Source organism: Paenibacillus sp. PAMC 26794 (genome assembly GCF_000316035.1).
In the GTDB taxonomy this organism is placed as follows: Bacteria; Bacillota; Bacilli; order Paenibacillales; family Paenibacillaceae; genus Paenibacillus.
In genome coordinates this window covers 652,158-672,190 of sequence record NZ_ANHX01000011.1, presented here as the reverse complement: position 1 = coordinate 672,190, position 20,033 = coordinate 652,158, and the positions used below count along the sequence as shown (strand labels likewise).

Below are 20,033 nucleotides of genomic sequence, written 5' to 3'. Positions count from 1 at the left end.
GATTTAACGTATATTTAGATCTGATCTTTATGTTATAGACAGAGGTGATTGATTGAGCACATCAAAAAAGCGCGTTCAAGTCATTGATGGACTGCGCGGATTCAGTCTGGCCGGCATTGTGCTGGCGAATATGCTGGCTTTTCAATATGGAATGTATGGCCAGAGTAAACCCCAACTGTTCGGGATCGGCGGAGCAGATCAGGCTTTCCTCTCGTTCCTGCTGATCACTGTGGTAGGCAGTTTTATGCCGATTTTTGCATTTATGTTTGGCTTCGGAATGGTTAAGCTCTCGGAAAGCCTAAAATCACGAGATTTACGACCAAAGTGTCATTTGGCACGCCGTTTTCTACTACTGTTTGGAATCGGATTACTGCACATCATCTATCTGTGGGAAGGGGATATCCTGGCATTTTATGGCGTACTCGGTTTCTTCCTGCTCATGTTCCTTAATCGGAAGCCCAAAACGCTGCTCATTTGGGCGGTACTGCTACTCGTGGGAGCGGGCATACTTGGTCTCCCGGCATCTAATCCGATGAACCCGCTGGCGATTGAGTCCATTCATATGGAGAACTACATCATTCAGAGTCAGGATGTATACGGCAACGGCACATACGCGGAAATAAGGAATTTCAGCAATAACGGCGATCCATTCGGTGGGGATTTGGAGGTGTCATACGCCCTGTTGATCCTGCTGTTAGCCCCACTCATGACGGTGCCGATGTTCCTGCTCGGCATGCGCGCTGCCAGAATCGGCACGTTTAGCGATCCCCAAACGATGCGGACTATGTATCTTCGCCGGGCATCGTTATTGATTCCAGTAGGTTTGATACTCAAAGCATACGGCGTATTGGCGCCACAATTGGGTGCGGAAGGTTGGCTCGGTATCGGAATCGGGGGGACGCTTGGAGGAACGTTGCTTGCACTGGGATACATATACGCATTTGCGCTGTTGTATGCTGGAAACCGCTGTTCCAGCCTGATGGGCAGGTTCGAGGCGGTCGGCCGTCTCTCGTTGACGAATTACCTGATGCAGAGCGTAATCTGTACGACAATTTTCTATGGATATGGCCTGGGACTGTTTGGAAGTGCTGGCGTGTTTATCGGAGCAGTTATTGCGCTTGCTGTCTACGGCATTCAATTGTGGCTCAGTCCGCTATATCTTAAGAAATTTAGCAATGGGCCGGTCGAGTATGTGCTACGGATTTGGACATATCTGTCCTGGAAAGGGCAGCCAAGAAAGAAGAAAAGATCGAACTTAACTACGAATGAAAACGCGCCTGGTGTTCAGTAAGCATAAAGTGCTATCGTGAAACGCAAAAAGAAGCTCGTTCTACCAAAAGAAAGGGCTTCTTTTTGCCGTAACAATCATCTTCCTAATGTTTCCTGTTATAATTAGTAATTATTTATAGATTCAACATATCAACCCTAATACATAAGCTAACTAATATAGTGCGGGCAGTGGTAAGGTAATGCGAAATGAAAGATGAAGCATATACATTCAACTGTTTCCACTCAAGCTTGAAAGGATCATTATTGTGCTGAAAATAATTAATTTTCTTCTTTTCTTGCTGATCATTTGGGTAGTCATCTTTTATCCTTTTCGTTTTGCTTGGTTTGAAGGTTTGAAACAGATTCCTGCAGATCTTCATGGTGTTTATTTACTTTTCTTGTTCTTTGGATATCTGATCTGTTCATCGGCTATGGGACTTATGGTTGGTAAGATGTTTTTTAAACGAAAAGAACAGTAAGTATGGAGGTTTGAGAATGGACAGTGACATTTTAATTAATAAATTCTTAGAACTTTTTCCTGAATTCCACGATTGTTATATAGAACATTTGGATTTATATCAAGAGTTTCTAGGACATGTGTTTTTTGGTGATGAAGTGGCTACTTATGTTGAGGGATTGCTTCGTGAAAATGATGATACAGAACAAATTGAGAAGTTTTTCAATTTTTTTGAATGGATGGCAACTCAAACGAGCCTCTATATTGTACAAGTGTTATCTACTACAATCTTGTATGATCTAGGCGGGCATACAGATATTTTGCAAAAAGCTCAATGTTATATGAAGTTACATACTAAAAGACTTTCTCAAGAAATAGAAGATCTGCACTCAGGGAAATATTTTTCATAGGATACTCTGCTGGAGATTAGGTATTCAAGAGTTTGAATCGTTGGTTTTATAATATCATTCAAAGTCGCTAAAGCAGCGGCTTTTTCGTATTATCGGGTTAGCCAGTAATTACTGGTTGGCCTTTTTTTGTGGTCGTTTTACGATGGGGGGAGCCGGGAGAACGTGGCGGCTTTAGGGGAAATGACCCCGTAACAAAAACTGTTCTCCCACGACCTCCAAAATACCATGTTTGAGCTGGTAGGGACAGTTGACCCCGTATAACAAGCGAAGCTATGGATTTGGAACCATCGTGGAAAGGGCCGGCGAAATTCAAGGTAAGGAGTGAGTGAAGAGATGGAACCTGTTGTTGGTGTGGATGTCGCAAAAGGTTCGAGTGTGGTACAAGCGTTTCGGAAACGAAACGAGCCGTATGGCAAAGCTGTAGACATTGTGCATGGAACGAGTGGGTTCGAACAATTCGCGGAAATGCTGGGCACGCTTCAAGTTGAAACGGGGGTTGCTCCCGTGGTGGTCTTGGAAGCGACAGGGCATTACCACCGTGCATTGGTGTCCTACTTGGATCGGAGTGGCTACACCTATTACATTGTGAATCCGTTGCAATCCAAACGAGCCAAAGGAGCGCAGTTACGCAAAGTCAAAACGGATGCCATGGATGCCTGGCATCTGGCCGAGATGTATTACCGTGGCGACGTGAAGCCGCATCGAACCTGGGATGAGACGTTTACGGAGCTGCAGCATTTGACCCGGCAGCATGAGTTCGTCACGGGAATCTTTGTACAGGCGAAGCTGAACAGCAGAGCCTTGCTTGAGCAGGTGTTTCCAGCGTATGAGCAGGTATTCTACAATGTATTTTCGACAACGTCATTAACGGTACTGGCCCATTGTTTAGAGGGAGATGCCGAGGATTGGAGGGCAGTCATTCAGGGAAGCGTTGAGAAATCCCACTCCAAACGCTGGGCAAATGAAAAAGCCGGGAAACTAGAGGAATTGCTGTGTCATTGGAGAGAGGCTCGGCGTAGTCCATCTCAAAGCAAGGCGTTGCTCGGGATGGTATCTTTACTGCTGACGATGATCCGGCAGCTGGACGAGCTGGAAAAGCAAATGGAGGACATGGCGGCAAGCCTGCCTGAAGTCGAACTCGTGAAAAGCATCCCGGGAATTGGAACGAAACTGGCCGCAGCCATTGTAGCTGAAGTGGGAGATGTCAGGCAATTTAGCGATGCGAAGCAACTCGTGGCGTTTGCGGGCTTGGACCCTGGGATTTTCAGTTCAGGGAAGTTTACAGCAACCAGTACACGAATAACGAAACGAGGTTCTAAAAGGCTCAGACGTTCTCTATATTTGGCTGTGCAATGCGGTATGCGGAAAAATGCGAATGCAAGAATCCGTTCGTACTACGAGAAAAAAAGAAAAGAGGGCAAGCCCTACAAGGTGGCTGTGATTGCCTGCGCGAACAAGCTGTTGCACCACATTTTTGCCATCTTGCAGAAGGGGCAGCCCTACCAAGTTTAAACCATATTTAACCAAAACCTCCATAGGTGTGGAGGTTATTTGGCTTGGTCGGAAAAAGTATATCACGAAAAAAGAAATCCACCAACCTGAAATGCTTGACAAACATTAGCTGGTTTTTGTTTATTCATGTAATTGCCTATCTCAAAGGTTGAGGGGAAAGAACTTATTCCAATGATCGATTAGATAATTATGCATAACTTTTTGCTTTGGATAGGTCTCCATTCGCATCAACCAGTGGGGTGGAAGCAATGAAGGAGTTTGCTACATTATAGCCTTACTCTGTTAAATAAATGGAAAGTGCTATCCAGAGAAGAACCACTCCTTTGCCGGAGTGGCTTCTTTGGATCATACGGAATAAGTGAATTAGTAGAGAGTTATATAACCCGAAAATAGTTCGGTTACCGACAGGTAATCCATCTCCAATCGTTAGACTACCGCCGACATTAGATAATCGCCTTGCTTCACTTCCTGTTCGGTAGTTTTTAACACGTCCAAGTAGTTGGCAGAGTTGGTAACGATGACTGAGGTGGCAGTGATGTAACTCGCTGTCCGGATTTGCTCCGCGTCAAACTCTACAAGTAGTTGCCCGCAAGAAACCCGATCGCCCTCTTTAACTTTTTTTTCAAAAAATTGTCCTTTTAGCTTTACCGTATTCACTCCAATATGGATCAGAAGCTCCATACCACTGTCCGTGGTCAGACCGAGCGCATGACCAGTAGGGAATACGGTGGTTACGACACCATTGATTGGTGATACCAAAATTCCATCAGTGGGTTCAATAACAAGCCCCTGTCCCATGGCACCTGAAGAGAAGGCGGGATCAGGCAAATCTTCAAGTAGCTGAACACTGCCTTTCAGCGGACTCACAATGAATTCCTTGTTCAACCGCGATTCGTTTGGCTCAATCGTTTGTTTTTCCTGTCCAGAAGTTTCAGTCTGCGGCTCCTCAACAGTAGCCTCAAGATCCTTGAATCCAAGCAGCAACGTGAGTAGAAAAGCCAGGACAAAAGATACGGAAACACCGATGACAACCGAGGCGAACCCCGTTGTTACGTAAGTAGGAAAAGCGAGCAGGCTGGGAAGTGAGTAAGCGACTGCCCGACCACCCCCGACTCCGATAATTGCGCCCCCGATCGCTGCGGAAATACAAGCGTAAATGAACGGTTTTTTCAATCGTAAAGTAACCCCGTAAATGCCTGGTTCCGTAATTCCGAAAATCGCAGTAATCGTAGCAGATCCGGAAAGGGTTTTAAGCTGTGAATTGCGGGTTTTCAGCATAACGGCGAGCAAAGCACCGGCTTGAGCCAGCACGGCTGCGGTCAACATCGGCCGCATTAGATCATAGCCTAGTGTCGCCAGATTATTGAGAGTAATTGGAAGGAAAGCCCAGTGAAGTCCAAAGATAACAATGACCTGCCAGAAACCACCGGTGACTGCTCCTGCCAACATTGGGCTGAATTGCATGAGTGAGGTAAAACCGCTAGCCAGCCCCTGACTGACACTGTTGCTGTAGAAACGCCTGCAAGACGTGCAATCTCTTGAATATTTGCCATCTGATCCACCTCATCATAAGCATATATATCGATTTTAGTTTACCGAAAAACATTAGCTTTAGTAAGCCAACGCCCTCGAGCATCGTTTCCTTGTTTTCCATCTCATTGCGTTGACGTTTTCATGAAATTCCACTCAGGAAATATATCCAATTCAAATAACCTTTTGTATATATCTTCTTGATCAATAGGCATATTGTTTTCAATCCACCAGCTCAAGACTCCAATCATTGCTCCAGTGTAGGCCTCGACAATAATTTGAATATCAGTGGACTTTTCTTCAGTCAACAGATTCTCATTCAACAGATCCTCAGTCAAATGCTTATATATGCCGGCTCCCATTTCTCGACGCAACAAATTCCTTAATGAATCTCTGTCCTCGGACAGAAGTTGGGTGAATACATTTTTATTTTTACTTGCAGCCGAAAAGATTTCCTTTAAGCTTTCCGCCGGTGAATGCAGAGTCGTGGAAAAGTCCAGTTCTTCTTCAGCAATTTGTCTCAGCGTATTCGAAAGCAAGTCGTATTTGTCATTAAAATGAGTATAGAATGTGGTTCGATGTACCATAGCTAAGTCACAGATCTGCTTCACAGTTATATTTTCAAAGGGCTGGGTTTCCATTAGCTCTAATAAGGCATTATAGAGATGCTTGTGGGTTCTTCGGACTCGAAGATCCTCTTTTGGTTTACTTTCCAAGACAATTACCTCTTTCTGTATCGTTTTTCGACACATTCATGTTTTTATCGGTTGATGAAGCTTATTCTACACCATAATATATATTATACACAGTGATATTTAATATACATGTGTAGAAAAGAGGAACTTATATGGTAAATCTGAGTGCAAAACATCAACTCACAACAACCGAACTTCAACTGCTTGAACATGCTACGAATTTAGTTCCCTATCTGCAAAAGTTTGCGCCACAAATTGATGAAGAAAGACATATCCCGGACGAGGTTATCCAAAAAGTATCCGATGCTGGCTTATTCAAGCTTGGTACACTTAAAAAGTACGGTGGTTACGAAGTCAGTATCCGTGCAATGGTCGAAATCATTTCTGAAGTGGCAAAAGGAAATGGTTCGGTCGGATGGGTAGTTCAAATCATCAACGGGAACAACTATAATGTATCATTATCTTTGCCTGGCGAAACCCTGGATTCTATCTTTAGCCAGGAAGAGGAAATCCGTTTTTGCTCTGTTCTGGCTGCCAGGAAGGCTGTCGTAAAAAAAGTAGAAGGAGGATATCTGGTAGAGGAAGGCTTTTGGGGTTTCGGTTCGGGTTCTAAACATGCAACGCATGCATTTATCAATTTATTAGACGTCAAGTCTATGCAGCAAAGCAAAAGTACAGGCATGATGCTGGCTGTCGTTCCAATGCATGAAGTTACAATTGTAGACGATTGGTATACGATGAGTTTAAAAGGCTCAGCAAGTAATAGTCTGGAAATCAAAAATGTATTTATTCCAGAAAAGTATGTTATAACACAGGACTTGAGTCATGTGAGTACCTTGCCAGCAGAATTAGAAGGAATAGACCGATATAAACCTTATACTCAGGTTACAACTGCGATAACGACTGGAATAAGTGCAGTCCTTGGACTTGCCAGAGGGGCCATTGAATATTTTGCAGAAAAGGCACCCAATAAAGGGATTACAATGACCACTCACACTTCGCAAGCTGAAGTTGGACATATTCAGTACAAAGTGGGGCTTGCAGCGATGAAAGTGGAATCCGCTCATCTTCATATTAGCCGTGCTATAGATCATTTAGAGCATCACGTTCAAAATGGAGAACGATTCACGCTGAAGGAATTTGCACAAATTCAAACAGACATCACTTATGCATCCATGCTTTGCTGGGAAGCCGTTGATATGTTAATGGCAGAGAGCGGAGGGGGCGTCATTGCAGACTCCAATCGCTTGTCTCAAATATTCCGGGATATTCGAGGCGGGGCAAATCATGCTCTTACTACAGCATCTACGGGCCTGGAATTGTATGGAAGGGTTCTGATGGGATTACCTCCACAACATGTTATGACATTAAGTGCAGCAGCTTTTTTTAAAACTAACGAGTTGAGTGAGCTTAAGCTATGAAAAAAATAACCATCATTTCGGGTAGTCCAAATGAGAAGTCTCGTGTAAACGGCGTTGTAAACTATGCGAAGGAAACGTTGGAGCAGAGCGGTTGTGAGGTGTCCATGATTGAAGTATACTCATTGCCCCCTGAGGACTTAATGCACGCCAACTTTAATAGCAAGCCGATTCAAAGCGCCAATGCCAAAGTAGAAGAAGCCGCAGGCATTATTATTGCAAGCCCGGTTTACAAAACAACTTATACAGGAGTGCTCAAGGCTTATTTGGATTTGTTGCCACAAAAAGGTTTTAAAGATAAAATTGTAGCTGCCTATTTTGTAGGGGGAACGATCTCCAACTTACTATCTATCGATTATGCGCTAAAGCCATTATTAGCATCTATGGGATGTAAATGTTTTGCGGAGAATGTATTTGCAGTCGACAACCAGATTGAACGTGCGGAAGATCACGAACAAAACATTCATTTTCACATGTCTGAAGAGGTTTTACAGCGCATTGATACGTCCACTTCTGATTTAATATCGTATTGACTTTTTAGGGAAATCGTCTATATGTAATTGTTTTTGGCCCGGATCATCAACCGGGCTTTTTTGCATTTGATGAGTTGCTCTTCAGTGATCGATTTGAAAATATTGTAAATCTATACTGAGCTATGATAAGATGAGAAGAGATCCTTTTGAATGAGGTTACCTAAATCAAAATATAGGAGCGTTATTATATTGAACAACAATAACATTAAAGTTGGTGTCTCTAATAAAGAAGGTCAGTTAGGTTTTGTCTTTTCGAGAGGAGGTCTGCGAGAAGGTTCCGGGAGAAAGAGTATAGGTGTGACCAAAAAAATATCTTTAACTCTAACAGAGGACATGTGGGGAAAAATCGAAAACCATTGCACAGAGCATAAACTTTCTCGTTCGGAGGTTATACGTAACATGATTGAGTCCTTCTATTCAAAATAATTTTTTATTTGAGGTAGGTGAGGTCTTTGCTGGTAGAGATAACAAAAGATTCTCTTATGGATGCCATACAATATGTGATAAAGGCAGTAGCAGCAAACAGTTCAATACCTATTCTTCAAGGAATACATATTCAAGCAAATGCAGATGGCGTTACTTTTAGGGCAAGTAATACAAGTATGACGATACAGTCTTTGATTGCTCAAGATGGTGTTTCTGTGACTGTACATAGAACAGGGGCTATCGTTATACCATCGCGTTATTTTCACGATATTATTCGTAAATTTAATGATGACCAGCTTATACTTGAGATTAAAGAGTCAATGATTCTTTCGATTGTATCAGGTCATTCTCAATTACGTTTATGCGGAATGGACCCTACAGAATTCCCTTCCTTTGATGATGGAGAGGCATTCCCTTCTACTAAACTACGCATGAATACTGCCTTACTTCGTTCGACTATTAAACAGCTAGCGCTCGTAGCATCAACGTCCGAGACCAGCCCCATATTAACAGGAGTTTCCTTGGAATGCCGTAATGATTGTCTAAACCTAATTGCTACAGACGGAGTGCGGCTTGCATACCGTGCTTTGCATTTAGAAGATGCTACCCACAACAGTTTGAACGCTATTATTCCAGCGAAGAATCTCTATGAATTATCGAAAATGTTAAACAAAGCAGATGACACGACTGAAATTGAAGTGAGTAATAATCGAGTTAAATTCATGACAACTGGACTGAAAGTGGAGTCTGCTCTTATTGAAGGAACGTTTCCATCCATAAAGAATGTAATCCCTCAATCTTATATGTGTGAAATCACAGTTGATACAGCATGTTTGTTGAGAGCAGTTGAATGTGTGACTGTAATGGCTAGTGCACAAGTGATTAGACTAGTAGCTAATGCAGACACATTAAAACTGTTGTCCAAAACAGCCGATGTTGGAGATATTCAGAATGAAATTCCATTATTAGAGAAGTGTGGGAAAGAATTCGTGATATCACTAAATGGAAAGTTTTTTATCGATATACTTCGTAACATAGATTGCGAGAGTATCCGATTAAGATATGCAGGAAAAACGAGTCCCATCGTTGTACTTCCAGATGATTCGCTCATGTCTACTCTGTTTTTGATTACTCCAGTGATGACCCGGTGAACCGTATCATCCATAAGAGCAAGTTTTTTACTGACTTTTTCGTGCAGAAATTGCAAGGTATTCATTATTTATTTCCCATAAAGTTACCTTGAAGGGAGGGAATACGATGGATTGGTTGGTCAGGATGAATAGTGCCATGGAATATATCGAAACAAATCTAGCGGACACTATTTCATATGATGAAATAGCACAGAGAGCCTGTTGCTCTACCTATCATTTTCAAAGGATGTTTCCATTTATTACTGGCGTAACGTTATCGGAGTACATTCGACGTCGACGGTTGACATTGGCGGCATTCGAACTGCAGACAACAGATTCAAAGGTTATTGATGTAGCTATGAAATATGGATATGATTCGCCGGAGGCGTTTGCACGGGCCTTTAAAAATCTTCATGGCATTATGCCTACATCTGCACGCGATACAGGCGTTTCTCTAAAAGCCTATCCTCGAATGTCCTTTCATATTTCAATAAAAGGGGATGTCGAAATGAATTACCGTATTGAGCAAAGAGATTCTTTTGAGATGTTTGGAGTATATGGAATTATAAATGCAGACCAGAAAACAGCGTTCTCTGAAGTTCCTCTATTCCGTATAAAATGTGATGATGATGGCAGCGTTGATATGATGAACGACTTACTGGGACGTTTTGGTGACACCATGTTACACGCCGCCCTTTACGATCACACTAAAGAATCTTTCAAATACATGGTCTGTTATCATGTACCTAAAGGGCTTGAGATTCCGGAGAGATTCACAAAACTTGCTGTCCCAACATTAACGTGGGCGGTCTTCCCGGAGCCGCAGTGTGATATGCAAAAACTATGGGAACGAATCTATTCCGAGTGGTTTCCGACATCTGAATACGAACAGGTTGAGGGCCCTACTTTCGAAATGTATTATGGAATGGCACGGCATGGGAATGTTTCAGGAGAAATCTGGATACCCGTGAAGAAAAAATAACGCTTTTATATGAGCGAAATGCAGGCGTTAACGAAGAAGACAACTGAAAAAATTTAGATTATAATACAGGGTCATCCCCACAAAGGATGGCCCTATAACTTGCCGTTGCAAATAGCGCGGAGAACCTTAACACAAATAGAGGGATAGGGGATATTGTTCGATTATTTTATCTTGAGGAGGTTGTTTAGTGTGGATATTAAAATTCGAGAAATTATATCAGATGATTATGCTGAAGTTGTTTCTTTATGGAATAATGTACTTGAAATTCGTAATGTTAATGATGTAAACTTTCGAGTGACTATGGAAGAGATGAATAAGGCCGGGAATTACAAAACATTTGTCGCATTGATAGAAAATGATGTGGTCGGTTTTGTAACTATTGTACAGGCATTATCCGTAGGAGTTCCAATTGGTTATCTACATATTCAAGCTCTTGCTGTTAAAAGGGATCTGCAACATAGAGGGATAGGTACAAAACTACTAAGACAGACTGAAAATTATGCTAAAGAACGGGGAATATCAAGTATTATTTTATGTAGCGGAATGAAGCGAACCGACGCCCATACTTTTTATGAGCATAACGGCTATGACAGAGATTCATATTGCTTTGATAAGATGATCGACCTAACCCATTAATTGCACTAAAAAGCCCAACTTCCACTCTTTAAACTGAAGATTGGAAGTTGGGCTTTTTCGGTACTGCATTGGACATATCATATATGTAACATATACAACCGAAGTCATTGATGGATTATATTTCTCCGGTACTGGTAGGGCGTAACTCCGTATTCGACTTTGAACAACTGGATAAAATATTGATTTTTTCGGTAACCAACCATCTGCGCTATATCGGCTACACGGAGTTCCGAATCTTGAAGCAATTGAGAAGCCTTCTCCAACCTTTTCCTGGAAATGTAGTTTGACACATTTTCGCCCGTCTCCTGTTTAAACAGTTTGGAAAAGTAGACGGGATGGAGATGTGCAACTTTCCCCAGTTCATCCAGGCTAAGGCCATGTGACAGATGGTCTTCGATATACGTTTGTACTTTGTCAACGATGGTTTGGATCGACATCTGTTTGTTGTTTCTGATTCGATTGACCCGATCCATGAGAGTTGAGGATAGTTCATCAGGATACCGTAACTGGTTGAATATCCACTCCACGGTTTCAGAGGGATCGCGATCCTTATCCGTCAGATATACATATAAAATGGTCTCCATGAGAAAGATCATTTTTTGCTTTTGGAGATGGATTTGATCATATTTTTTAATGATATTTCCCGCCGACTCCCAATCACCGCATGACGGAGAATGGTTGAATATGCCATTGAAGTCTTCTAAGTGTACGTCCTCATTAAGAAAGAAGCTGTAGAACATCTGCCGGGTCACGTTTCGATCAGTCAATGAAAAGGGAGGAGACACGACCGATTGCTCCAGTTTGATAGTCAGGTCCCCAGCAGCTTCTTCCGGAACCAGACCGAACAGTCCCGTTCCCGCATTCCACACGAGCCGATCCAATTTATCTCCGACAGCATGTTTTATAACATCCTCATGTTCCTGTGTAAAACCGTCCAGTTTGAAGCAGCACATACGACGACGCCCTAATAAAAATTCAGTATACGCATCATATTCCTTCCTTAATGTCTCATTGTGACCAAGCAGTGAAAGCAGATACCCCAATCCATCGAAGTTCTCCCATGCAACAGATTGAGCGGGCCGTGTGTTTGTAATATTGTTGATGGCTTTGGACATGGCTTTCTCCACATCATCTTTATCGACAGGCTTGAGCAGATAGTCGAGCGCACCTAAACGGATTCCTTGTTGCGCGTATTCGAACTCGGAGTAGCCGGAAAGGATGATCACTTTGGTTGGCAAGTTATGTTGGTGGATATGTTGAAGCAGATCGATTCCTGAAACCTCGGGCATTCGTATATCAGTGATCAGAATATCGATGTGGTTTTGAGTCAACATCTCTCGGGCTTCAATCGAATTGGTCATCGTCTCGATCTGATCAATGCCAAAGGTGCTCCAATCAAGTAAGTGCTTCATATACTCAACGACATAATGTCCGTCATCCACAATTAATAATCGCATTAGTTATCTCCTTTCACCTCGGGAATACTGATGAGCAGCAGGACGGACAAGCCGCCCCAATCATTAGTAGTAAAATGTAACCCGCTACGTTCGCCGTACGTATTTTTCAGACGTCGATTTACATTCCAGAGCCCTACGCCTTTAATTCCTTCAGGCGGGGTATCACTCTCAAGCCGAGCCTCCAGGCTACGGATATCATCCAGCGAAAGACGTTTACCGTCATCAGAGACCTTGATCGTTATCGCAGTCTCTGTCTGTTTGACATCGATCGTCACCCGATGGGCACCTTGTTGTCCTTCAATTCCATGTTGAATCGCATTTTCGACCACTGGCTGGATGATCAGCGGCATCAGGGGAAGGGAGGCCAGTTCTGGCGGCAGATCAATGCTGTACTCCATTTTTTTGCTGAGGGCCATAATAATCAGGAAATGATCCGCAAACTGGAGCTCGCTTTCTAGCGTGACTTCATGCCGGTCTAATTTGGTTAAATAACGATAATATTCAGCCAGATGCTTGCTCATGCGCATGACAGAATCAGGTGAAAACTGTGCCACCGACATGATGAAAAATAAACTGTTGTACAAAAAATGAGGATTGATCTGAGCTTGGAGTTGTTGAAGTTCGGCACTTCGTCTTAGTTCCGTTTCAGTCTTCAAGGATACGAACAGATCCTGGATCTCGGTAACCATATGATTAAAACTTCTGAACAGGCTGTAAAACTCTTTGCCCGTATTTTCGGTAATACGTGTATTGTGATTACCTTGTTCGACCTGTGAAAACTTCCGCTCCAACAAACGAATATTACGGTAATAGTTCCGGTAAAACGTAAAGATCACAACCAGACCAAGCGTGAAAACGGCTAAAATGCTGGCAAAAAAAACTTTACGGTTGCGGTCAATCGGTTGCAGAAAATCATTCGTCTGTGTATATGTAATCAGGTAGGCGTCGATTGATTCAATATATCGGGAAAGAACATAGTAATCGTCCGACTTGGTGTGATAATCATATTTCAAAGTGATCTCCGGCTGTGGAGAAAGCATATCAGTAACCGCTTTCAATAGATCGTTGTCAACTTCTTTCTCACTCCATAACTGATGGGAATTAAACCAAAAAAAAGCGTTTGAGCTGTCGTTGTTCACAGCCTTTTTCAGCAGATTTTTCAAATAATCGGTATTCAGCTTTACACCAACGACGTACTGAGTCGGTTCATTTTGTCCGGATTTTTGGATGTAAGGGTAGAGGGCAAAATAATACAAGCTATTGCCGACAATTTGCCATCCCCGTTGCTGAACATCCTTGAACGGAAGTCTCGCCTCCGGCGTACTGTTGGTGGACAGAAACGTTTCTTCAGACTTCCAGTAAATGCCGATCGATTCAATCGATCGACTGGAGAGGAGCGTTTGCCGCAAGCGATCAACGATATCGTTTTTCTTCATTTGGGAATCGTAATTGCTCAGCTCAATAACATGCCTCTGATAAAATCGGACATCACTGTCAGCTGCATATTGAACTCCGTACATGTTAGCCTCGTATATAATCCCGTCCAGAATGCCTTTCACATAATCAAGCTGGTTTTTGGAAGCGCCAATCAGATTTTCTTCAAGTGTCTTGGAGCTCAATCGGTTCATCACGAAAAACAAACTTAACGTCAGCAGCAGAAAAAAAACAAAGAAATAGATGAATCGCTTCATATACATTTTTCTAATCATATGTGTTTCCTTTCACATCGCTAAACGTAGAAGTTAAACTCCAGATCGGATTAACTTTAATATAAGCCAAACCTTCGAAAAGCGGAAGGGCAGCAACAGCGATAAATGAAAGCGATTTTAAAGTACTTCAGGGTGGGGTGATGATCTTGAAATTTTGGCATTTTGGAGTGCAAGCGCTTTTGTTAAGCTTATCTTCAAGGATCGCTTTCGAAAAGCCATCATAGAGGAGGTATGCAACATTAACGAGATTGTGCCCGCCAGATCCGTAAAAAAAACAAAAACAAAGCTTTCCCAGCGGACTTCATTCAAAAAGGAAATCAAGAAAAGCTGGCCTTTGTACGTACTGTGTATTCCCGCTTTTGTGTTTGTCTGCATCTTTTCTTATGGCCCGATGGTAGGTTTGCTTATGGCATTTCAGGACTACAAACCATGGCTGGGCATCACAGGTTCACGGTGGATCGGGTTAGATAATTTCGAACGAATTTTCCAGTACAAAGAAGCAACACAAGCGATAGTTAATACGTTAATTATCGCCGTTTCTAAAATTATCGTAGGTATTATCGTTCCGATCGTCATGGCTATTCTGCTGAGTGAGATCCGAAATATGGGCATTAAGAAAAGTGTACAGACACTGGTGTATCTGCCACATTTCTTGTCCTGGGTTACTGTGGCAGGGTTGATGATTGACATTCTCGGATTAGACGGAGGAATCAATCACATCTTGACCCAGATTTTCGGGAACGATCCCATTTACTTCTTGGGTGATCCTGATCTGTTTCGATTCACGGTTGTGATCAGCGATGTGTGGAAGAGCTTTGGCTTCGGCATGATTGTCTACTTAGCGACCATTGCAGGGATTAATCCATCTTATTACGAAGCGGCCGAGATCGATGGCGCCACACGCCGGCAGCAAATTCGATACGTTACCTTGCCTAGCATGTTGCCCATGATTATCGTCATTTCTACGCTGAGTCTGGGCAATATTCTGGATGCGGGCTTTGATCAAGTTTTCAATCTGTACAATCCGCTTGTCTACAGTACGGGAGATATCATTGACACCTATGTTTACCGTTCATCCTTGTTAAACGGGCAATACGGCTTCGGGACCGCTGTAGGACTGTTCAAATCGGGGATTAGCTTGATCTTGATTGTTGTCTCTTACAGGCTAGCCTATAAATACGCCAATTACAAAATATTCTAACAAGGAGGGAGAGGGATCATGTACCATAAAACGACAGGCTATAGAGTATTCTCCTATTTTAATTACGCGTTCATGATACTGGCGGGTCTGGCGTGTTTTCTTCCACTGCTTCATCTGTTGGCACAATCGCTCAGCAGCAAAGCGGCCATTAGTGGTAATATGGTTTCATTTTGGCCGGTGGGGTTCAACGTGGACGCCTATGTAAAAACATTCAACAATTCTAATTTCAACGGTGCCATGTTAACATCCATCACTCGAACTGTATTGGGTACAACCATCAGCATGTTTATCCTTACCTGTGCAGGATATGCCCTGTCCAAAGAATTCAGGGGACGCAACGTGCTCATGTGGTTTTTTATCTTTACCATGCTCTTCTCGGGGGGATTGATACCTTCTTACATATTGATCACAGCTCTTGGTTTAAAAGACACGATTTGGGCACTTGTGTTACCGGGCGCTTTTGGTGCTTATAATTTGATTCTTCTCGTCAATTTTTTCAAAACGATTCCAAAAGCCCTGGAAGAAGCAGCTTTCATTGACGGAGCGTCCTTTTTCGTAATTCTCAGCAAAATATATTTACCATTATCTCTGCCTGGCATAGCGACCGTATCCTTGTTCATTATGGTGGGGCACTGGAACTCCTGGTTTGACGGGATTTTGTACATGTCCGATGCAAGTAAGTATCCACTGGCTTCGTTCCTCCAGACCGTTGTCGTACAGAGCAACATGCAGAATATGGCGATGAGCCAGTCTGAGGTGGCAGCCATGTCTGAACAGAGCATCAAGGCAGCTCAAATTTTTGTCAGCACGCTACCGATCATTTTGGTCTATCCTTTTTTACAACGATATTTCGTAAAGGGGATTGTACTAGGAGCTGTCAAAGAATAGTTAGGATGACGAAAAATTGGATTACTATAATCAACTGAAATTTACACAATCACGGAGAGGACAGAAATAACCTGAAGAAGCGGAGCGTTCGCCTTTATCACCAGAATTTCACCTTTGTAAAAGTGAATCAAAAAATTCTGGGGATAACAGCGATCGGAAGGTTGTTCTGTCATCGGAGTGCCAGTGTAAATATTCAATTAGTTGAACTTATATAGAAAACAAATTGAGCTTGAGTGAAGGGGGCATGTTTCCATGAAGAAAAGAACCGATTTATGGAAAATGGTAAGTATGGTTATGCTGTCGGCTATTCTTGTGGCTGGCTGTAGCAAAGGGGAGAGTGCTTCCGAGACCGCACCGGCATCGGTGCTTAAGGACGGAAAATATGATCCGCCGTTTACGATCACCATCGCCAAACAACAGGATGAAAATGCTGGAAAGTACATCAACGGTGAGACGTTGAATGACAATGTGTTGACCCGCTGGGGCGAACAAAACCTGGGTATCAAAATCCAAACCACCCTGCTGGGAGGTGATGCTTCACAATATAATACCAAGCTGCGGCTGGCACTGACGGGTTCCGAGAAGCTGCCAGACGTTCTGCCCGTCTATGATACCATGCTGGTCAATGATCTGATCGAGTCGGGGCAAGTCAAGGAGATTACAGAAGACATCTCAACCTATATGCCTGATCGAATAAAAGAAATTTACAAACAATACCCGACGACGTTCAATCCAGTGGTTAGGGAGGGTAAGGTCTACGGGATGGCGATTGCGCCGAATCTGACGGAAGGCGAAGTCATGTTGATCCGCCAGGACTGGTTGGACAGATTGAATTTGGAAGCGCCAACAACGATTGATGAGTTTGAGCAAGTCATCGCGGCGTTCACCAATGAGGACCCGGATGGGAACGGCAAGAAAGACACATACGGCTTTACTTTTTCGGGTAAAGATTCCTACAACACGGGCTGGGTCAGCGATCCGGTCATGATATTCAGCGCATACACGGGTAAACATCTTCCAAGGCAATGGCATAACGACAACGGCAAACTCACCTATGGATCTGTGGCTGATGGCAACAAAGAGGCACTTGCCAAGTTACGCGATTGGTATGCCAAAGGGTACTTGAACAAAGAATTGGCCACCCAAGGTGCATGGGATGCACTGTCCGATTTTACGGAGGGGAAAGCAGGGATCATCATTGGTCGTCCTTGGCTGTATGACAGTGTGAAGGACGTGGAGAAAAATGTAGAGGGTGCAAAAATTAGTGCTTATCCGACCATTCAAGGTGTGAACGGTGATAAGACCTATCAGTCCGCACAGTTGAACGATGGCGTGTTCATGTTTAACAAGGACTTTCAGAACATGGAAGCCTTCTTCCTGTACTACGATAAAATGTACGATGCGGCGTTCAGCACGGGGGATTTCAAATACGGCTATGCTCAGAGATACGATTACGATATCGTCAATGACGAAGTCACTTTCGATCCAACGAAATTTAATACGCCATTAGAGGCTGTGCAAGGCGTTGGGAAAATGGCATTTACCAAAAATACACCGAGTGTTGATGGTCCCGGCCAATCGTACTACGATCTGGCGAATGGAGTTAAAGCCGACACGGGTGTCCTCATTCAAAGCGCCTCGAAGGATCAAACGACGCAGGACGGATATCGGATTTCGTATGAAAACAGAGATGTTTTACTGCCAAATGAGTTTAACGGTCCACCAACGCCAACGATGCAAAATGTGTGGGAACAGTTGACCACCATGGAACAAGAGACGTTCACCAAAATCATATATGGCAATGAGCCGCTTGAAGCATTTGATACCTTTGTGAAACAGTGGCATGAAAAAGGCGGAGACACCGTAATCCAAGAAGTTAACGAATGGTACAACCAAGCCAGCGAGACGGATGTAATGACACTAATGAATTTGAAATAAAGTCAAGTTTCACCTGGATCAGCCTTCCGACAACAGGAAGGTTGGTCTTCTAAAAAAGGAGATGATGAGACATGATCAAAGGTAAATCGTGGATTGTTATTGTCATTGCATTGATGTTGTTAACCCTTCATTTAACGTCCTCAGCTCAAACCGTTCACGCTGCTGGTGAAGAGACCAAGGTCGCTGCAACACTGTTTGTGCTGAAGAATGAATCCGAAGTATCCAATGCCAAAATCCATTGGTCACCTGTCCAGGGAGCGACTGCATACGAGTTGTACAGATCCGAGAACAATGCGCCTTATACGTTATTACAGACCCTAACCGGTACAACGACGGATGATTATGAACTCAACATAGGTAGCACGTACAAATACCAAGTGAAGGCATATGCCGGAACTTCCTTAATTACCTCAGCTGTCTCACCAGAATATACCCCTTACAGCCTTCCAGAAAACCTCACAACTTTTGATAACACAACGCAATCTACGCTCATGCTCCCGAATGAACTTAAAGTTGGAGACACCTACTACAGATTCAATTTCGTGCAAAAGTCATCAGGTGGTTTTGGAGAAATGATTCAACAGACGTCAACGGATGACATCACGTATGGTAACGACAAAGTGGTCCTTTCCTACACGGATCATCCCGATCTGGCGAATTCTAAGTTTGAGGGGATTAATATCCTATACCATGCACCCACGAACAAATTTGTTTTTTGGGCTCACTATGAAAACAGTACAGACTACACACTTGCCAGAGTATCGGTGGCTTCGGCTACGCCTGGAGAAGACTTTACATTTCACAAAAGCTTTCGACCGGAAGGGAACCAATCCCGGGATATCTCTATTTTCAAAGATGATGATGATTCGGCGTATCTGATCTCTACGGCCAATAATAATTCGGACACTATTCTGTATAAGTTGACCTCCGATTGGCTGGATGTGGATCATCAAGTTTCAGTTATTTACCAAAATCAACACAGGGAACTGCCCAAAATGATCAAAAAAGATGACATTTATTATTTGTTCTCTTCCCAAGCGGCAGGTTGGTATCCGAGTATCCCCCTGTATTCATCAGCAACGAGCATAGACGGAGATTGGTCTGAATTACGGACAATTGGCAACACGTCAACCTTCTCGGCGCAGTCGGGTTCCGTCATGCGGGTGAAGCCAGATACGGGTAACAACGTGGTTATGGTTGCGTATCGCTGGATGTTCGGCTGGGCAGGTACGCAAAATGGAACAACGGAGGAACGACTGCTTCCCGTTTGGTTCTCCGATGGTTACGCATTTTATGATTATTTTGATCAAGTCCTGTATAACTCAAGCGACGATGTCGTTGTTCCCATTCAAAATGGAAAACTGCTGTCACAAGGTAAACCTGCAACAGCGCAAACAGCTACCGGAACAAACCCGGCAAGTTATGCTAATGATGGTAACTATCAAACCGAATGGGTAGGTACAGGCAGCTCCTGGCCACATTGGTGGAAGGTAGATCTAGGCTCCGTTCAACAATTGAATAATGTGCAAATCTCCTGGTGGATGCAAAAGGGCTCCGAAGGATTTTACAAATATAAAATTGAGACCAGCACAGATAATGTAAACTGGACCGTGGCATTGGATCGAACCAATAATACATCTTACGGCTTCACCTCAGATACTCTACCGAGCACTGCTGCCAGGTATGTACGAATTAATATGCAAAATGCGGCACTTCATAACAACCCCAACAATTGGTACACGCCAAGACTTTGGGAAGTGAAGGTATTTGGATCTGACACAAATTAACGAAATTTGCAATATGAGAATAATAGAAGTGAGATAAGCGGTTAATGAGAAAAGA

Annotated in this window: 17 protein-coding genes; 13 read left to right on the top strand and 4 right to left on the bottom strand. The window is 43.3% G+C overall.

Annotated features, from left to right (window positions below):
• The first annotated feature begins 52 nt into the window (after window positions 1-52).
• The 3 genes from D829_RS0108200 (at window position 53) to D829_RS0108185 (ending at window position 3,648) form a co-directional block, all read left to right on the top strand.
• The gene (locus D829_RS0108200) at window positions 53-1,291 is read left to right on the top strand and encodes a DUF418 domain-containing protein (RefSeq protein WP_017688388.1); all 1,239 of its coding nucleotides are present in this window, start codon (window positions 53-55) and stop codon (window positions 1,289-1,291) included.
• A gap of 473 nt (window positions 1,292-1,764) precedes the next feature.
• Window positions 1,765-2,136, top strand: a complete 372-nt coding sequence (locus D829_RS0108190) for a hypothetical protein (RefSeq protein ID WP_017688386.1) — start codon at window positions 1,765-1,767, stop codon at window positions 2,134-2,136.
• Between the two features lie 333 nt (window positions 2,137-2,469).
• Window positions 2,470-3,648: an IS110 family transposase gene (locus D829_RS0108185; RefSeq protein WP_017688385.1), complete on the top strand. Its 1,179-nt coding sequence runs from the start codon at window positions 2,470-2,472 to the stop codon at window positions 3,646-3,648.
• 426 nt (window positions 3,649-4,074) lie between these two features.
• Here D829_RS0108185 and D829_RS34365 read toward each other — a convergent pair whose 3' ends face one another.
• Both D829_RS34365 and D829_RS0108170 read right to left on the bottom strand, forming a co-directional pair.
• Window positions 4,075-5,136: a glucose PTS transporter subunit IIA gene (locus D829_RS34365; protein WP_346773275.1), complete on the bottom strand. Its 1,062-nt coding sequence runs from the start codon at window positions 5,134-5,136 to the stop codon at window positions 4,075-4,077.
• Window positions 5,137-5,303: 167 nt separating this feature from the next.
• The gene (locus D829_RS0108170) at window positions 5,304-5,894 is read right to left on the bottom strand and encodes a TetR/AcrR family transcriptional regulator (protein WP_017688382.1); all 591 of its coding nucleotides are present in this window, start codon (window positions 5,892-5,894) and stop codon (window positions 5,304-5,306) included.
• 131 nt (window positions 5,895-6,025) lie between these two features.
• Between D829_RS0108170 and D829_RS0108165 the strand changes: the two genes are divergently transcribed.
• The 6 genes from D829_RS0108165 to D829_RS0108140 all read left to right on the top strand — a co-directional run bounded on the left by D829_RS0108165 (window position 6,026) and on the right by D829_RS0108140 (window position 10,998).
• Window positions 6,026-7,294 (top strand): acyl-CoA dehydrogenase family protein, encoded by a 1,269-nt coding sequence (locus D829_RS0108165; protein ID WP_017688381.1) that lies wholly within the window; start codon window positions 6,026-6,028, stop codon window positions 7,292-7,294.
• Window positions 7,291-7,824, top strand: a complete 534-nt coding sequence (gene ssuE, locus D829_RS0108160; RefSeq protein ID WP_017688380.1) for an NADPH-dependent FMN reductase — start codon at window positions 7,291-7,293, stop codon at window positions 7,822-7,824. The genes D829_RS0108165 and ssuE overlap by 4 nt, the downstream gene beginning before the upstream one ends.
• Window positions 7,825-7,974: 150 nt before the next feature.
• On the top strand, window positions 7,975-8,250 hold the full coding sequence (locus D829_RS34245; protein WP_017688379.1) for a ribbon-helix-helix protein, CopG family: 276 nt from the start codon (window positions 7,975-7,977) through the stop codon (window positions 8,248-8,250).
• A 26-nt stretch (window positions 8,251-8,276) separates the two neighbouring features.
• Window positions 8,277-9,401: a DNA polymerase III subunit beta gene (gene dnaN / locus D829_RS0108150; RefSeq protein WP_017688378.1), complete on the top strand. Its 1,125-nt coding sequence runs from the start codon at window positions 8,277-8,279 to the stop codon at window positions 9,399-9,401.
• A gap of 106 nt (window positions 9,402-9,507) precedes the next feature.
• Window positions 9,508-10,362 carry an AraC family transcriptional regulator gene (locus D829_RS0108145; protein ID WP_017688377.1) on the top strand — a complete coding sequence of 285 codons (855 nt, stop codon included), beginning with the start codon at window positions 9,508-9,510 and terminating at the stop codon, window positions 10,360-10,362.
• A gap of 189 nt (window positions 10,363-10,551) precedes the next feature.
• Complete coding sequence (locus D829_RS0108140; protein WP_017688376.1) at window positions 10,552-10,998, top strand: GNAT family N-acetyltransferase; 447 nt, start codon at window positions 10,552-10,554, stop codon at window positions 10,996-10,998.
• Between the two features lie 104 nt (window positions 10,999-11,102).
• Here D829_RS0108140 and D829_RS0108135 read toward each other — a convergent pair whose 3' ends face one another.
• Both D829_RS0108135 and D829_RS0108130 read right to left on the bottom strand, forming a co-directional pair.
• Complete coding sequence (locus D829_RS0108135) at window positions 11,103-12,455, bottom strand: response regulator (RefSeq protein WP_017688375.1); 1,353 nt, start codon at window positions 12,453-12,455, stop codon at window positions 11,103-11,105.
• The gene (locus tag D829_RS0108130; protein ID WP_017688374.1) at window positions 12,455-14,164 is read right to left on the bottom strand and encodes a histidine kinase; all 1,710 of its coding nucleotides are present in this window, start codon (window positions 14,162-14,164) and stop codon (window positions 12,455-12,457) included. Before D829_RS0108130 ends, D829_RS0108135 begins: the two co-directional genes overlap by 1 nt.
• Before the next feature lie 316 nt (window positions 14,165-14,480).
• Here D829_RS0108130 and D829_RS0108125 point away from each other — a divergent pair, with 316 nt between their 5' ends.
• The 4 genes from D829_RS0108125 to D829_RS30685 all read left to right on the top strand — a co-directional run bounded on the left by D829_RS0108125 (window position 14,481) and on the right by D829_RS30685 (window position 19,978).
• Complete coding sequence (locus tag D829_RS0108125; RefSeq protein WP_026081071.1) at window positions 14,481-15,365, top strand: ABC transporter permease subunit; 885 nt, start codon at window positions 14,481-14,483, stop codon at window positions 15,363-15,365.
• Between the two features lie 18 nt (window positions 15,366-15,383).
• A complete protein-coding gene (locus D829_RS0108120; protein WP_017688372.1) occupies window positions 15,384-16,253 on the top strand; it encodes a carbohydrate ABC transporter permease in 870 nt (289 codons plus the stop codon).
• Between the two features lie 252 nt (window positions 16,254-16,505).
• On the top strand, window positions 16,506-18,191 hold the full coding sequence (locus tag D829_RS0108115) for a hypothetical protein (protein WP_017688371.1): 1,686 nt from the start codon (window positions 16,506-16,508) through the stop codon (window positions 18,189-18,191).
• 71 nt (window positions 18,192-18,262) lie between these two features.
• Complete coding sequence (locus tag D829_RS30685; RefSeq protein WP_017688370.1) at window positions 18,263-19,978, top strand: discoidin domain-containing protein; 1,716 nt, start codon at window positions 18,263-18,265, stop codon at window positions 19,976-19,978.
• The last annotated feature ends 55 nt before the right edge of the window (window positions 19,979-20,033 follow it).